The sequence below is a fragment of the Pseudomonas abietaniphila genome (assembly GCF_900100795.1).
GTDB classification, from domain to species: Bacteria; Pseudomonadota; Gammaproteobacteria; order Pseudomonadales; family Pseudomonadaceae; genus Aquipseudomonas; species Aquipseudomonas abietaniphila.
In genome coordinates this window covers 1-15795 of the sequence record NZ_FNCO01000012.1, presented here as the reverse complement: position 1 = coordinate 15795, position 15795 = coordinate 1, and the positions used below count along the sequence as shown (strand labels likewise).

The following is a 15795-nucleotide window of genomic DNA, read 5'->3' as shown; positions in this document are numbered from 1 at the left end:
TTTGCGCGGATTAAGCGTAATTTTTTAAAGGCGGCTGAGCGCGATTTCCATTCTGTGGGAGCGAATTCATTCGCGAATAATCGTTCGGACGGTATCGATGCATTGCCCGTACAGCCGTCTCGCGAATGAATTCGCTCCCACAGAAACTGCGCCAGCCCCACTCGACCAACGCGCCTTCTAAAGACAGCGCTTTACCAGGCGACGCCGAACCCGGCGGTGTAGCGGGTCTTGTCCAGATCGCCGTCGTCAGAGCCACTGATGACGTTTTTCTCGGCCTTGACGTTGAGCGATGCCCATTCGGTGACCTTGTAGCGCAGACCGATTTCCGTATCCAGGCTGTAGTCCGCCACACCGCTGATCGGCTTGCCGAGTTCGCCGTTGGTGAAGAACTCGACCTTCTTGCCGATCAGGTAGCGGTTGTAGTCCCACGTACCGGAAACCGAATAGAAGTTGTCTTTCTCGCCGTTGGAATATTCAAAGTCGGTACGGTTAAGCAGCGTCCCGACCTTGAATGCACCCAACTCATCGTCCCAGAACTGATAGCCCGGGCCGGTACCGACCGTGCGCTGGCGACGCAGGTCTTCGATGTTGTCGTGCTTGTAGGTGAAACGACCATCCCAGAACCACTTATCAGTGATGAACCGGTCGATGGAGTACTCGGCCTTCCAGTTGTCGATCGTGGTGTCTTCGTCCTGCGTCTCGCGGTTGAACTCACCTTCGGCGTTGTGACGCCATCTGCCGTGAGTCGCAGACGTTTTGAACGCGATGTTGTAGTCGTCGGTGTCCTTGTCGGCCCGCTGGAAGTCCAGCGCCGCGTCGACGTTACCCTTCCAGACCAGATCGGTGACGACCGGCTTGGGCTTCATGATCTGCTGGATGCTCGCCAGCTCGACGGTCTTGGGCGCGTCGCCGTTGGCCAGGGTAACCTTGCCATCGTCGGCGGCGTGCAGGGACTTGGAAATCTCGCCGTTGTAGGCGTCTTGCTTGACCAGCAGATGCTGGTCGCTTTCCAGTGTCTTGACTTCCTTCCAGTCCAAAGGAATGTCGCCTGCATATTTGGTATTGAGCAGTAACTTCCCACCGTCGAAGACCTTGATGGTCCCGGTCAGCTTGTCACCGTTCTTCAACCAGACGGTGTCGGCGAGCAAAGGGGTGGAAGCACTGGTAATGGCAAGGCACAGCAGGGTTCTGGACAACATAGGAAACGACAAGGCTCTGGTTCGCGGAGAATCGGGCATTATCCTTGCGGACAACGTCAAGGCAATCGAAGGACCGCCAGCACAGGTATCAATGACCGTAGGAAATTTCCCTAGTTCCTTCGTGAAAATTCCCGCTGGTCCTACAATCAGGAACGAATCCGTGATCGAACACTCCTCACCGATAAATGACCCTGCTGGCCAATCGCCCGCAGAGGCCCGGCGTACGGCGCTTTACCTGACATTGCATCAGGTGCCTGAAGGCAAAGTGGTCAGTTATGGTCAGTTGGCAGAACTGGCGGGTTTAGGACGAGCGGCACGCTTCGTGGGCAGAACCTTGAGTCAGTTGCCCGACGGAAGCACCCTGCCGTGGCATCGGGTGCTGGGCGCGGGCGGAAAGCTGAGCCTGGCTGCGGGAACCGTATCGGGTGAAGAACAACGGGCGCGATTGCGCGCCGAAGGGGTGACCATCCGTAACAATCGTGTGGATATGACACGTCATGGCTGGCGCCCGACAGAGCACAACGGTTAGAGTGCGCGCTTTGTTTACGTAAACTGAGGCAGATTCCAGCCCATGCCCCGCAAAACCTGGCGCGCCGCGCTCGCCGCATATGCCAGCCCCTCCACGTTAGTGCTGTTGTTGCTCGGCTTCGCTGCGGGCATGCCTTATATGTTGGTGTTTTCCACACTCTCGGTCTGGCTGCGTGAAGCCGGCGTTGCTCGGGAAACCATCGGCTATGCCAGCCTGATCGGCCTCGCCTATGCCTTCAAATGGGTATGGTCGCCGCTGCTTGATCAATGGCGCCTGCCGCTCCTGGGCAAACTGGGACGGCGGCGTTCCTGGCTGGTGCTCTCACAGACGCTCGTGACGCTGGGCCTGATCGGCATGGGTTTCTGCGACCCGCAACAGCATTTGTCATGGCTGATCGCAATTGCCGTGTTAGTGGCGTTTTCGTCCGCCACGCAGGACATCGCCATCGACGCGTACCGCCTGGAGATCGCCTCCGACAGCCAGCAAGCCACGCTCGCCGCCAGCTACATGGCCGGTTACCGCGTTGCCGCCCTGCTCGCCACCGCTGGCGCGCTGTATTTCGCCGAAGGCTTCGGCTCCACAGGCTTCGCCTACAAACACTCGGCCTGGACCGGCACCTACGTGCTGTTCGGGCTGTTGATGCTTCCTGCGTTGATCACCACATTGATCATGCGCGAACCCGCCGTGCCATTGCGCACGCAACTTTCAGCGGCACGCTACGGCTTCGCCCATCAACTCGCGTCCGTGTTCGTGCTGATCATCCTGCTGGTGTCAGTGCCAGCGATGTTCACCCAGCTGTACAACACCGATTTCGCCAGCGTGCTGTTCGAAGGCACCACCTGGAAAAGCCTGCTGATGGAAGACCGTGCCTTCTTGCGCGCGATCCTCTACACGCTGCTGACTGCCGCCTGCCTGTCGTCCATGGGTCGTCGTGGCCTGGCGCCGGTCCTGACGCCGATCAATGACTTCATTCTGCGGTATCGCTGGCAGGCCTTTCTGCTGCTGGGGCTGATCGCGACCTATCGCATGTCGGACACCGTGATGGGTGTGATGGCCAACGTGTTTTACATCGATCAGGGCTTCACCAAAGATCAGATCGCCAGCGTGAGCAAGATCTTTGGTCTGGTGATGACGCTGGCCGGTGCCGCGTTCGGCGGACTGGCCATTGTCCGCTTCGGCATCCTGCCCATCCTGTTCATCGGGGGCGCCACGTCGGCGGCCACCAACCTGTTGTTCCTGATGCTGGCCGATATGGGCCCGAACCTGAAGATGCTGATCGTCACGATCTCGCTGGATAACTTCAGCTCGGGCCTCGCGACGTCGGCATTCGTGGCCTACCTGTCGAGCCTGACCAACCTCAAGTTCTCGGCCACGCAGTACGCGCTGCTGAGCTCGATCATGCTGCTGTTGCCGCGCTTGATCGGCGGGTATTCAGGTGTGATGGTGGAGAAACTCGGTTACCACAACTTCTTCCTGGCGACCGCGCTGATGGGCGTGCCGACCCTGTTCATGATCGTCATTCACTGGGTGCAGGAAGCGCGCAAGGAGAAGCGCGACGAGGATCAGAAGCCCGTTGAAACGCCGGTGAGCGAACAACCCTGATATTCGCCTACCCCTCGTCGGAGCGATCTGTGTTGTTCCGACACCCAACAAAAAGCCCCGGACTCTCACGAGCCGGGGCTTTTGTCGTTTCAACAGCCTTGATCAGCGCTGTGTAGCGGGTTCCTGCTGTTCCTGCACCACACGAATCACACGCTGCGGGAACGGGATGTCGATGTTCTCGGCCTTCAGGCGATCGCGCGCTTCGGCGTTGAGCATGAACATGACGTCCCAGTAGTCCGAGGTCTTGGTCCAGATACGCAGGGAGACGGTAATCGAGCTGTCGCCCAGCGTCGACACCACGGCCTGCGGCGCCGGATCCTCGAGCACGCGTGGATCCTTCGCCAGATCCAGCAATACTTGCCGGGCTTTCTGCAGATCAGCGTCATAATCGACACCGACATCGAACACCACCTTGCGGGTGGGTTGACGATTGGTGTTGGTGATGATGCCGTTGGACAGGTTGCCGTTGGGCAAAATGACCGTCTTGTTATCACCGGTACGCAAAATGGTGTGGAAGATCTGAATGCTGTCCACAGTGCCCGACACGCCTTGCGCCTCGATCCAGTCGCCGATGCGAAACGGGCGGAACAGCAGAATCAGCACGCCACCGGCGAAGTTCGCCAGGCTGCCCTGCAACGCCAGACCGATGGCCAGACCGGCCGCACCGATGGCGGCGACGAACGATGTGGTCTCTACGCCGATCATCGACGCAACGCTGACGATCAGCAGGATCTTCAGAATGATGTTCGCCAGGCTGCTGATGAAGCCTTGCAGGGCCAGGTCAACGTGACGGTACGCCAACAGCGCGACCACTTTGGTGGTCAGCTTGTTGATCAGCCACCAGCCCACCAGCAACACCACGAGTGCCAACAGGACTTTGCTGCCGTACTGCATGACCATGGGAAGCCAGGCCTGGGAGGCCTTGACCAGGTGATCCACCTGGCCGTTCAAATCCAAATCCATTCATTTCTCCTCGCGGTCGCGAAAACGGAAGACAGAAACGACCGCGCTTCGCAGCGCCGTCGTTTCAGCGGGACCTGCACTCGGACGCGCACAAACCCTTCAGGTTCCTCACGCAGAGGCAAATCAGGAAAGCGATCAGTCGCGGAAGTTGTTGAATTGCAGCGGCATGCCGAACTCTTTGGCACGCAAGGCCGCAATGGCTTCCTGCAGGTCGTCACGCTTCTTGCCGGTCACGCGCACTTGCTCGCCCTGAATGGCGGCCTGGACCTTGAGCTTGGCCTCTTTGATGTGCGCAACGATCTTCTTGGCCAGCTCCTTGTCGATCCCTTCCTTGAGCGTGGCTTCCTGCTTCATGACCTTGCCGGACGCGAAGGGGTCCTTCAGTTCAAGGCATTGCACGTCGATCTTGCGCTTGACCAACGCCAGCTTAAGGATCTCGATCATCGCTTCGAGCTGAAAGCCTTCTTCGGCGGTCATCTTGATCAGCAGGTCTTTTTCAGTGAACTCGAAGCTGCCTTTGCCTTTGAGGTCGTAGCGGCGGTCCAGCTCCTTGATCGCGTTGTCGACGGCATTCGTGACTTCGTGTTTATCCAGTTCGGACACTACGTCGAACGAGGGCATGTAGATTCTCCAATTGATACGGCGCGGCTCGACATGGAAATGGAGCACGCCTGACTTGACGGTATGAAAGCCCGGTCATTATAACGAGACTTTTCCCCCATTCATGTGAGCCTGCGGTGTCGATTTTGTTTTCCTTGTTGCTCACGCTTACCGACCTGCGGCGCAACGTCTCTTGAATACGACTCTCTGGCACATCCTTGGCGCCGGCAGCCTAGGCAGTTTGTGGGCAACACGACTGGCTCGCGCAGGGCTGCCGGTGCGGCTGATCCTGCGTGATGCGACCCGCCTCGCAGCGTACGCACGCAAGGGCGGACTGACGCTCGATGAGCAAGGCCAGCGCCTGACGCTCGACATCGCGGCACAGACCGTCGACGACGATGAGCCCATTCAACGCGTGCTGGTGGCCTGCAAGGCGTACGATGCCGAGCACGCGGTGGCAAGCATTGCGCCGCGCCTGAGGCCCGGTGCAGAGCTCTTACTGCTGCAAAACGGTCTCGGCAGCCAGGACGCTGTTGCCGCGCTTGTCCCTGACGCGCGGTGCGTGTTCGTCTCCAGCACGGAAGGTGCGTTTCGGGATGAAGACTTCAGCGTGGTGTTCGCCGGAAACGGCTTCAATTGGCTCGGCGATACGCAGAACGGTGCCGCCCCCGCCTGGCTCGATGAACTGAGCCTTGCAGGCATTCCACACCAATGGTCGTCGGACATCCTCGACCGGCTGTGGCGCAAACTCGCGCTGAATTGTGCAATCAATCCGCTGACGGTGCTGGACGACTGCAGCAACGGCGACCTGCTGCAGCATCGCGACGAAGTCGACGCGTTGTGCGACGAACTGGTTCAGGTGCTGCAAACCTGCGGCCAGCCAGAGGCTGCCGTCGGGTTGCACGCCGAGGTCAATCGGGTCATCCAGGCCACGGCCGCCAACTACTCGTCGATGTACCAGGACGTCGCGAACGGTCGCCGAACGGAAATCAGCTATTTGCTCGGTCACGTTTGCACCACCGCCAGAGCGCACGGCTGCCATGCGCCCTACCTGAACCGGATACGCGGACAGTTGATCGCCCACCTGCAAGCCCGAGGTTTGCCGAGCGACTAGCCACGGATCCTGAACGACCACCGGGTTTGCCCCAGACCATTTAAAAGGTTCGGGTTTGCGCAGGCCCCGAACAGCGCTAACCTGCCTGTTCCTCATTCGCCAGTGACTTTGCCAATGCCATTGCGCCAGCGCCTCGAAAACCTGCCGGTCGGCCAGAAGCTGTTGGCTGCCCTGCTGGTCCTGTTGACCACCGTTCTGCTGGTCGCCAACCTGACGTTCATCAGCGCCGCCTATTACATCTCCCAGGAAGCCATGGCGCCGCAGGCGTTGCAGACCATCGGCCGGCTGATCAGCAACCCCGGCCTGTCGGAGCAGGCGTTGTCGTCGCCGGACAATGCTCAGGCGCTGCTCAAAGAGCTGAAAAACTACACGCCATTGCGCGCCGCTGCGGTGTACGACACCAACGGCAACCGGCTCGCTCAGGTTCAGCAAGGCGACAAGCTCCGGCTGCCGGACCATTACCGCAATCTCGAAAGCTGGCGCATCACCGAGTTTCGCAACACCCAGGTGATTCCCGTCCTCAAACCGGGTCAGGCGCCTGGGCATCTGCTGCTGGTCGCCAGCAGCGAACTGCCGACCGCCTTCTACACCGGCACGCTGACCGCCAGTCTTGGCATTCTGATTTTTAGCGTGCTGTTGTGGGCGGGCGTGGCGCGGCAAATCCGGCGCTTCATCACCGAGCCGATCTATCAGCTGGAGCAGCTTTCGCGCAGGGTCACCCGTGAAGAAAACTATGCGTTACGCGCTGGCACCGGCAACCGCGACGAAATCGGATCTCTGGCTGAAGCCTTTAACACCATGCTGTCGCGAATGGAGGCCCGCGAGCAGCAACTCAAGCGTGCACGCGACGAGTCTCAGGACGCCTACGATCAGGCGCAGGGGCTTGCCGAAGAAACCCGCCACACCAACCGCAAGCTGGAGCTGGAAGTCCAGGTGCGAAGCAAGATCGAGAAGAAGCTCACAGGCTTTCAGAACTACCTCAACAGCATCATCGACTCCATGCCCTCGGCGCTGATTGCCCTGGATGAGCAGCTGTATGTCACGCAGTGGAATCAGGAAGCCGGCGCATTGTCCGGCACGCCGCTGGACGAAGCGCTGAACCAGCCGATTTTCCTCGCCTTCCCGCCGATGAAGTCGTTCCTGCCGCAGATCAAGCAGACCGTCGAACGCCACACCGTGACCAAGATCGAACGGGTGACGTGGGTCAAGGGCGAAGTCACCCGGCATTATGCGCTGACGTTTTATCCACTGACCGGCGGTGCCGGGCGCGGCGTGGTAATCAGGATCGATGACATCACCCAGCGCCTGTCGCTGGAAGACATGATGGTGCAATCGGAAAAAATGCTCTCGGTCGGCGGACTCGCGGCGGGCATGGCCCACGAAATCAATAACCCGCTGGGCGCGATCATGCACAACGTGCAGAACATTCGTCGGCGTCTGTCGCCCGACCTGCCAAAGAACCAGGAACAGGCCCAACAAGAGGGCGTGGAACTGAGCGCGGTGAATCAATACCTCAGTGCGCGCGAGGTGCCGCAGTTGCTCGACGGCATTCAACAGGCTGGCGCCCGTGCCGCCAAAATCGTCAGCCACATGCTCAGTTTCAGCCGGCGCAGCAACCGGCAGATGGCGCCTTGTGACCTGCCCGCGCTGATCGACCAGGCGGTGGAAATCGCCAGCAACGACTTCGACCTGACCATTGGTTTCGACTTCAAGGGCCAGAACATCATTCGCCAGTTCGACCCCAAACTCGGCCCGGTGCCGGGCACCGCCAACGAACTGGAGCAGGTACTGCTCAACCTGCTCAAGAATGCCGCACAGGCCATTCACCAACGCGAAAACGAAAAAGAACCGGGGCGCATCATTCTGCGCACCCGCCTTAATCCGCCATGGGCTGAAATCCAGGTGGAGGACAACGGTGTCGGCATGTCCGAGGCTGTGCGCAAACGCACCTTTGAACCGTTCTTCACGACCAAGGAAATCGGCCAGGGCACCGGGCTCGGCTTGTCGGTCTCGTATTTCATCATCACCAACAACCACAAAGGCCAGATGGAGGTGCACTCCACCCTCGGCCAGGGCACCTGCTTTACGCTGCGCCTGCCGTTGGCGGGCAACCCGATGAACGTGCCCGCCCCACAGATCATTGGTCAGAACGACCGGGAGTAGAACCATGGGATTTCGCTTGTCGAAAATTTACACACGCACCGGCGACAAAGGTGAAACCGGGCTGGGGGATGGTCGTCGCGTGACCAAAGACCATCCGCGGGTGGAAGCCATCGGCGAAGTCGATACGTTGAACAGCCAGTTGGGCTTGCTCCTCGCTGGCCTTGAGGGGCTTGTCAGTGCGTTGCCAGCCGTTCAGGAAGTCATCGACGTTCTGGCGCCCTGTCAGCACCGGCTGTTCGACCTGGGCGGCGAGTTGGCGATGCCGACCTATCAGGCGCTGAACGCGGCGGAAATCGAGCGGCTTGAAACAGCGATTGATCGCTGGAACGAAGAACTCGGGCCGCTGGAGAACTTCATCCTGCCGGGCGGCTCGGCGCTGATCGCTCAAGCTCACGTATGCCGCAGCCTGGCCCGCAGCGCCGAGCGACGCTGCCAGCACCTCAACGCCATCGAACCACTGGCCGGGGTGGGCATGGCCTACATCAATCGGCTGTCGGACCTGCTGTTTGTCGTGGCACGCATCATTGCGCGGCGTGAAGGGGTAGCGGAGATTTTGTGGGAGCCTGCGAAGAAGCCTGAGTAATCACAACAACTGTAGGAGCGTGGCTTGTCCCGCGATCTGCCGGGAACCGGCAGCCATTCGGTAAACGCGGTGTGTCTGGCGGACCGAGTTTGCCGGATTTGCGGCGGGTTCCCCCCCGATCGCGGGACAAGCCACGCTCCTACAGCTGGTTCATGTCAGTTATCAGGCCAGAACGCCCGGATCCCGGCCACGCCTTGCGCGCCGTTTTCCCATGCTTGCTGGCGTTCCGTCGGCCCGACCCCGCCCAACAGATAAACCGGTCTGCTGAAGCCTTCGATCAGCTCGCGCGCTTTATCCCAACCCAGCGGTTGCGCATCGGGATGCGTCTGGGTTCGCTGCACCGGGGACAGCGTGACGAAATCCACGCCCATCTGTTCGGCCAGCGACAACTCTTCGGCGTTATGGCAGGACGCGGCCAGCCAGCGCTCTTCAGGGAACGGACGGCCCTTGCTGGCGTACTTGCGCAGTTGCTCGCTGGTCAGGTGCCAACCTGCCGCCGGAAAGTCACCCAGCCACTCCAGCGGGCCTTTGAGCATCAATTGCGCCTTTCCTGCACACAGCCCGACCGCGTCCACCGCCACATCGCGGTACTTCGGGTCATAGCCATTCGGAGCGCGCAATTGAATCAGCTTGATGCCACCGGCAATCGCCTTCTGCATACCCTGCAACAACTTCGGGGTCTCGAGGGCGTCCGGCGTAATCAGGTATTCGCCCGGCAGGCGTGCCGCCGCGACGATGGGCTGGTTCGCCGCTGGAAATTCATAGCTGGCCAACTCGCGGTTCGACACCCAGGCCAACGGCTGGCCTTCGGCGCCATGGGGTTGGCCGGTGAACGAGGAGACCTCCCAGACATCCAGCAACACGTGCTTGTCCGGGTAGTCATGCTGGATCTTGATCAGGGGGCGCGCCGCCACGACGGCGATGCCCAGCTCTTCTTTCAGCTCACGGGCCAGGGCCGCCTCGACGGTTTCGTGCGCCTCGACCTTGCCACCGGGAAACTCCCACAAACCACCCTGGTGCTGTTTGTCAGCGCGTCGGGCAATGAGAATCTTGCCGTCGGTGCCACGAATGACCGCGGCGGCTACATGGACTCGTTTCACGTTCAACCTTCCTCTAAACCTGCCTGCTGCCAGCGCTGGAATGCAGGCCATTGGTAAATCGTCTCAACGTACGCAGCGGCATCGGCTGGCAACTCGACGCGGTACGTGCGCAGGCGAACGGCGACCGGTGCAAAGAACGCATCGATGATGCCTGGTTTGCCAAACAGGAAAGAGCCAGTCTCCTTCGACGCCGAACGGCACTCGGCCCACAGCTCGATGACGCGATCGATGTCGGCTTGCGCTTCCACCGGAATCACTTCCAGCGCTTCGTCACGACGCAAATCCATGGGCAGGTTTGAGCGCAAACCCATGAAGCCGCTGTGCATCTGTGCGCACGCCGAACGCGCCCGCGCCCGGGCAGCCGTGTCCGCGGGCCATACGCCAGCCTTGGGAAACAGCTCGGCGAGGTATTCGCAAATCGCCAGCGAGTCGACAATGGTACCGTGCTCGCTCTTGAGTGCAGGGACCTTGCCGCTGGGCGAGTGCTCCCGGATAAGCCGATCGGTATCAGCCTGGTTCAGGCGAATGACCTGATCGGTGAATGGCACACCGATCATTTCCAGCACCAGCCACGGCCGCATGGACCAGGAGGAATAGCGTTTGTCGCCGATGATCAGGTGCAGGCTCATGGTCTAGCTCCGTTGAACATACGATGTCTCAACATTGTGGGAGCGAATTCATTCGCGATGAGGGTTTCCAGACGATGGAATTACGTCGACCGCCCTGGCCTCTCGCGAATGAATTCGCTCCCACAGATTTAGCGCAAGGATCTGCAACTCTTGCTCGATGCCAACTGCCATCAAATCATGATCAGGTGCGGTATTCCGCGTTGATCTTCACGTATTCGTGGGACAGGTCGGTGGTCCAGATCGTCTCGCTGCAATCACCGCGACCCAGCTCGATACGGATGGTGATTTCTTCTTCAGCCATCACCGCCGAGCCCTGTGCTTCGGTGTAGGTCGATGCGCGCGCGCCTTTGCTCGCGATGCAGACGCCGCTGAGGAACACGTCGATCTTGCTCACGTCCAGGTCCGGCACACCGGCGCGGCCAACAGCGGCCAAAATACGGCCCCAGTTCGGATCGGAGGCGAACAGCGCGGTTTTGATCAAGGGCGAATGGGCGACGGTGTAGCCGACGTCCAGGCATTCCTGATGGTTGCCGCCGCCGTTGACTTCGACCGTCACGAACTTGGTCGCACCCTCGCCGTCACGCACAATGGCCTGCGCCACGTCCATGCACACCTCGAACACGGCTTTCTTCAGCGCATCGAACAGCGGGCCGCTGGCTTCAGTCACTTCTGGCAGGTTGGCCTGGCCGGTCGCGATCAGCATGCAGCAGTCGTTGGTCGAGGTGTCGCCGTCGATGGTGATGCGGTTGAACGACTTGTTCGCGCCATCGCGAATCAGGTCCTGCAGCACGCTCTGGGACACTTTTGCGTCGGTGGCGATGTAACCCAGCATGGTCGCCATGTTGGGGCGAATCATGCCGGCGCCTTTGCTGATGCCGGTCACGGTGACGGTCACGCCATCGATCTGAAACTGACGGCTCGCGCCTTTTGGCAGGGTGTCGGTGGTCATGATGCCGGTGGCCGCAGCCGCCCAGTTATCCACAGACAGGTCATCCAGCGCGGCTTGCAACGCGCCTTCGATCTTTTCCACGGGCAGCGGCTCGCCGATCACACCCGTGGAGAATGGCAGCACAGCGCTGGCGTCGACGCCCGTGATCTCGGCCAGTCTGGCCGTGGTGCGTTCAGCAGCGACCAGACCCGGCTCACCGGTGCCTGCGTTCGCGTTGCCGGTGTTGGTCAGCAGGTAACGCACGGTGCCTTGCACGCGCTGTTTGGAAAGAATCACCGGTGCCGCACAAAATGCGTTCAGGGTGAACACGCCCGCGACGCTGGAGCCTTCGGCGCAGCGCATGACGACCACATCCTTGCGCCCAGGGCGCTTGATGCCGGCAGAGGCGATACCCAGTTCAAAACCGGGAACCGGGTGCAGAGTCGGCAGAGGACCAAGACCAACAGCCATGAAATGCGCTCCTTGAGAGATGTCACGCCGTGCGGGTCGGCCGGCACGGCTCGATCAATTGAAAAACGCCGCGACGGCAAAGCCGGTCGCGGCGCGGTGTAACGGTTCAGATGCAGCGGGCCAGTGTGTCCGGCTTAGTTGATCTGACCGTGACAGTGTTTGAATTTCTTGCCAGAACCACACCAGCACAGTTCGTTACGGCCCAGCTTCTGGTCGTTGCGAACCGGCGACAAGGCTGCTGCGGCCGCGACGGCGACGTCTTCGCCCTCCTCGGCCAGCACATCCGGATGATCCAGACCCGGTGCTTCAGCGTGCTGGAACTGCATGCGCTGCGCCAGCTCTTCGGCTTCGCGACGCAGACGCGCCTCTTCCTCGGCCGGATCTTCGCGACGAACCTGTACGTGAGACAGCACACGGATGGTGTCGCGCTTGATCGAATCCAGCAGTTCCTGGAACAGGGTGAAGGACTCGCGCTTGTATTCCTGCTTCGGGTTCTTCTGAGCGTAGCCGCGCAGGTGAATACCGTGACGCAGGTGGTCCATGGTCGACAGATGGTCTTTCCACAGATCGTCCAGAACACGCAGCAGAATCTGCTTCTCGAAGGTGCGCAGGGCTTCGGCGCTGGCCTGGTCTTCTTTTTCGTTGTAAGCCGCCATGATGGCTTCCAACAGTTTCGGACGCAGGTTTTCTTCGTGCAGGTGATCGTCTTCGTCCAGCCACTGCTGGATCGGCAGCTTGACGCTGAAATCGCTGTTCAGGGCTGCTTCCAGACCGGCCACATCCCACTGCTCTGGCAGCGACTGTGGAGGAATGTGCGCGCTGATGGTGGCGTCGAGAACTTCTTCGCGGAATTCGGCGATGGTGTCACCAATGTTGGTCGCAGCCAGCAGGCTGTTACGCATGTGGTAGATCACTTTACGCTGTTCGTTGGAAACGTCGTCGAACTCGAGCAGTTGCTTACGAATGTCGAAGTTACGGCCTTCAACCTTGCGCTGAGCCTTCTCGATGGCGTTGGTCACCATGCGGTGTTCGATCGCCTCGCCGGACTGCATGCCCAGCGCTTTCATGAAGTTCTTCACCCGGTCAGAGGCAAAGATGCGCATCAGGCTGTCTTCCAGCGACAGGTAGAAACGGCTTGAACCGGTGTCACCCTGACGGCCAGCGCGACCGCGCAGCTGGTTGTCGATACGGCGCGATTCGTGACGCTCGGACGCGATCACGTGCAGACCACCCGCCTCGATCACCTGCTGATGGCGCTTCTGCCAGTCGGCCTTGATCTGAGCGATTTGCTCTGGCGTTGGATCTTCCAGGCTGGCCACTTCCACTTCCCAGTTACCGCCCAACAGGATGTCGGTACCACGACCGGCCATGTTGGTGGCGATGGTCAGTGCACCCGGACGACCGGCTTGCGCGATGATCTCGGCTTCTTTTTCGTGGAACTTGGCGTTCAGAACCTTGTGGTCGATACCTTCCTTACGCAGCAAATTGGACATGTGCTCGGAAGTTTCGATGGTCGCCGTACCCACCAGCACCGGACGTTGCTCAGCCAGACAGGCCTTGATGTCGGTGATGATTGCCGCGTACTTCTCTTCGGCGGTCAGGTACACCAGGTCGTTGAAGTCTTTACGCGCCAACGGTTTGTTCGGCGGAATGACCATCACGGCCAGTGCGTAGATCTGGTGGAATTCGAACGCTTCGGTGTCCGCAGTACCGGTCATGCCGGACAGCTTGTTGTACAGACGGAAGTAGTTCTGGAACGTGGTCGAGGCCAGGGTCTGGCTCTCGGCCTGAATGTTCAGGTGCTCTTTGGCTTCGATCGCCTGGTGCAGACCTTCCGACAGACGACGACCCGGCATGGTACGGCCGGTGTGTTCGTCGACCAGCAGGATCTGGCCGTCCTGAACGATGTACTCGACGTTGCGGTGGAACAGCTTGTGCGCACGCAGGCCGGCGTAGACGTGGGTCAGCAGGCCCAGGTTGTGCGCGGAATACAGGCTCTCGCCTTCCGCCAGCAAGCCGACTTCGGTGAGCATTTCTTCGATGAACTGGTGACCAGACTCGTTCAACTCCACCTGACGCGATTTCTCGTCGATGCTGAAGTGACCTTGTTTGGTGACCACGCCTTCCACTTCCTCGATGTGCTGCTCGAGTTTAGGGATCAGCTTGTTGATTTCGGTGTAGAGCTTGGAGCTGTCTTCGGCCTGCCCGGAGATGATCAACGGCGTACGGGCTTCGTCGATGAGGATCGAGTCCACTTCGTCGATGACCGAGAAATTCAGCTCGCGCTGGAATTTGTCTTCCAGGCTGAACGCCATGTTGTCGCGCAGGTAGTCGAAACCAAATTCGTTGTTGGTGCCGTAAGTGATGTCCGAGGCATACGCAGCGCGCTTCTCTTCTGGCGGCTGGAATGGCGTGACAACGCCGACGGTCAGACCGAGGAATTCGTACAGTGGACGCATCCAGTTGGCGTCACGACGGGCCAGGTAGTCGTTCACGGTGACCACGTGCACGCCTTTGCCGGACAGTGCGTTGAGGTAGACCGCCAGGGTGGCTACCAGGGTTTTACCTTCACCGGTACGCATCTCCGCGATCATGCCTTCGTGCAGCGTCATGCCGCCGATCAGCTGAACGTCGAAGTGACGCATCCCCATGATGCGCTTGCCGGCTTCACGGCAGACCGCGAACGCTTCAGGCAGGAGCTGATCGAGGGTCTCACCTTTGGCTATGCGGGCCTTGAACTCTTCGGTTTTGGCACGCAGTTGCTCGTCCGAAAGGGCCACCATTTGCTCTTCGAAGCTGTTGACGATCTGGACCGTCTTGAGCATGCGCTTCACTTCGCGCTCGTTTTTGCTTCCGAAAAGTTTTTTTAACAAAGGTGCAAACATATCGACAGGATCTTCCACACATAGGGATGGAGGGCGGCCCCGTGAGTCGCCCGTGCAGCCCTCATGGCCGCATGCGAACGAGCATTCTACCCGGAAATGGTGGTGAGGAAAGTGGCGTTATTCCACGATGCTGGCACAGCAATGTTACGGGGCAGAAGTACAATAGGGGCATTTCTTGGGACTTCAACCCGTAACAGGGAGAAGTTTTATTAATGTTTTTTCATGAATCGGCAATTGGCACAGGTGATGTATCAACGCTTGCCGGGCCAATGAGTGCTTTCTGATACTATCTTGCGCTTGTAAGAAAAGGTATCTCACGTGGCATTTCGTCCTTTACCGGCTCGCTCACCGGCTGTTCTTTTGCGCGAAGCCAGGCCGCTTAAAGCCATTTTCAATCATGCCCAGCGATTGGCGCATTTACAGCGTCTGCTGGAAAGCCAATTGCAACCCGCGGCACGCGAGCACTGTCATGTGGCTTCGTGGCGTGAAGGTACGCTCTTGTTGATTGTCACCGACGGGCACTGGGCGACGCGTCTGCGTTATCAGCAGAAGCGGTTGCAGCGGCAATTGGTGGCGTTCAAAGAGTTTGCGAATCTCACCCGACTGCAACTGAAGGTACAGCCTGCGACAGTACATCGGGGTGCCGTTGGTCATTCGAGGGATTTGTCGACTGCGGCGGCTGAGTCGATCAGTTCGACGGCTGAGGGGATCAGTGATCCCAAGCTTCGGGCGGCGCTGGAGCGGTTGGCGGCGCATGGGAAGCCTCGCGTATCTGATGCGTGAATAAGGTTCTATAGGTCTTCTGGTTTTGCGCTCCCGCCCCATTTCTGGATCGACGCTGATATCTTGGTTCTGCCTAAGGGCAGAACTGTTTCGCCTCCGTGAACTGACCCCCGAAAGTTGGACAAACTACAGACTCATTATCTGGCTTCGAAATTGTACCGGACTGAGGCCGTTGAGCTTCATGCTGATCCGCTCGTGGTTGTAGTAATGGATGTACTCGTCGAGCCCGGCTTCTAATTGCTCAAC

The 15795-nt window shown here is 59.7% G+C and carries 14 protein-coding genes; 6 read left to right on the top strand and 8 right to left on the bottom strand.

Annotated features, from left to right (window positions below):
• Positions 1 to 191: 191 nt before the first annotated feature.
• Entirely contained in the window at positions 192 to 1199 is a 1008-nt protein-coding gene (locus BLS87_RS21570) for a DUF481 domain-containing protein (RefSeq protein WP_074755436.1), read from the bottom strand.
• A 160-nt stretch (positions 1200 to 1359) separates the two neighbouring features.
• On the opposite strand from BLS87_RS21570, the gene BLS87_RS21565 reads away from it, so the two are divergent.
• Both BLS87_RS21565 and BLS87_RS21560 read left to right on the top strand, forming a co-directional pair.
• Positions 1360 to 1728 (top strand): MGMT family protein, encoded by a 369-nt coding sequence (locus tag BLS87_RS21565; RefSeq protein ID WP_425262243.1) that lies wholly within the window; start codon positions 1360 to 1362, stop codon positions 1726 to 1728.
• Between the two features lie 42 nt (positions 1729 to 1770).
• Positions 1771 to 3330: an AmpG family muropeptide MFS transporter gene (locus BLS87_RS21560; RefSeq protein ID WP_074755434.1), complete on the top strand. Its 1560-nt coding sequence runs from the start codon at positions 1771 to 1773 to the stop codon at positions 3328 to 3330.
• Positions 3331 to 3432: 102 nt separating this feature from the next.
• Here BLS87_RS21560 and BLS87_RS21555 read toward each other — a convergent pair whose 3' ends face one another.
• Positions 3433 to 4287 (bottom strand): mechanosensitive ion channel family protein, encoded by an 855-nt coding sequence (locus BLS87_RS21555; protein ID WP_074755778.1) that lies wholly within the window; start codon positions 4285 to 4287, stop codon positions 3433 to 3435.
• A 141-nt stretch (positions 4288 to 4428) separates the two neighbouring features.
• Positions 4429 to 4914: a YajQ family cyclic di-GMP-binding protein gene (locus BLS87_RS21550; RefSeq protein ID WP_074755432.1), complete on the bottom strand. Its 486-nt coding sequence runs from the start codon at positions 4912 to 4914 to the stop codon at positions 4429 to 4431.
• A gap of 172 nt (positions 4915 to 5086) precedes the next feature.
• On the opposite strand from BLS87_RS21550, the gene BLS87_RS21545 reads away from it, so the two are divergent.
• The 3 genes from BLS87_RS21545 (at position 5087) to BLS87_RS21535 (ending at position 8753) form a co-directional block, all read left to right on the top strand.
• Complete coding sequence (locus BLS87_RS21545; protein WP_074755430.1) at positions 5087 to 6007, top strand: putative 2-dehydropantoate 2-reductase; 921 nt, start codon at positions 5087 to 5089, stop codon at positions 6005 to 6007.
• 114 nt (positions 6008 to 6121) lie between these two features.
• Complete coding sequence (locus BLS87_RS21540; RefSeq protein ID WP_074755428.1) at positions 6122 to 8170, top strand: sensor histidine kinase; 2049 nt, start codon at positions 6122 to 6124, stop codon at positions 8168 to 8170.
• A gap of 4 nt (positions 8171 to 8174) precedes the next feature.
• Positions 8175 to 8753: a cob(I)yrinic acid a,c-diamide adenosyltransferase gene (locus BLS87_RS21535; protein WP_074755426.1), complete on the top strand. Its 579-nt coding sequence runs from the start codon at positions 8175 to 8177 to the stop codon at positions 8751 to 8753.
• A 155-nt stretch (positions 8754 to 8908) separates the two neighbouring features.
• On the opposite strand, the gene BLS87_RS21530 is transcribed toward BLS87_RS21535, so the two are convergent.
• The 4 genes from BLS87_RS21530 to secA all read right to left on the bottom strand — a co-directional run bounded on the left by BLS87_RS21530 (position 8909) and on the right by secA (position 14766).
• On the bottom strand, positions 8909 to 9853 hold the full coding sequence (locus tag BLS87_RS21530; RefSeq protein WP_074755424.1) for a Nudix family hydrolase: 945 nt from the start codon (positions 9851 to 9853) through the stop codon (positions 8909 to 8911).
• Between the two features lie 2 nt (positions 9854 to 9855).
• On the bottom strand, positions 9856 to 10482 hold the full coding sequence (locus tag BLS87_RS21525; protein ID WP_074755422.1) for a glutathione S-transferase family protein: 627 nt from the start codon (positions 10480 to 10482) through the stop codon (positions 9856 to 9858).
• Between the two features lie 181 nt (positions 10483 to 10663).
• On the bottom strand, positions 10664 to 11881 hold the full coding sequence (argJ, locus tag BLS87_RS21520) for a bifunctional glutamate N-acetyltransferase/amino-acid acetyltransferase ArgJ (RefSeq protein ID WP_074755420.1): 1218 nt from the start codon (positions 11879 to 11881) through the stop codon (positions 10664 to 10666).
• A 134-nt stretch (positions 11882 to 12015) separates the two neighbouring features.
• Positions 12016 to 14766, bottom strand: a complete 2751-nt coding sequence (gene secA / locus BLS87_RS21515; RefSeq protein WP_074755418.1) for a preprotein translocase subunit SecA — start codon at positions 14764 to 14766, stop codon at positions 12016 to 12018.
• A 318-nt stretch (positions 14767 to 15084) separates the two neighbouring features.
• On the opposite strand from secA, the gene BLS87_RS21510 reads away from it, so the two are divergent.
• Positions 15085 to 15549 carry a DUF721 domain-containing protein gene (locus BLS87_RS21510; RefSeq protein WP_074755416.1) on the top strand — a complete coding sequence of 155 codons (465 nt, stop codon included), beginning with the start codon at positions 15085 to 15087 and terminating at the stop codon, positions 15547 to 15549.
• A gap of 126 nt (positions 15550 to 15675) precedes the next feature.
• Here the strand turns inward: BLS87_RS21510 and BLS87_RS21505 are convergent.
• Positions 15676 to 15795: IS3 family transposase (locus BLS87_RS21505; RefSeq protein ID WP_143024435.1), on the bottom strand; the 120-nt coding region annotated here is incomplete at its 5' end.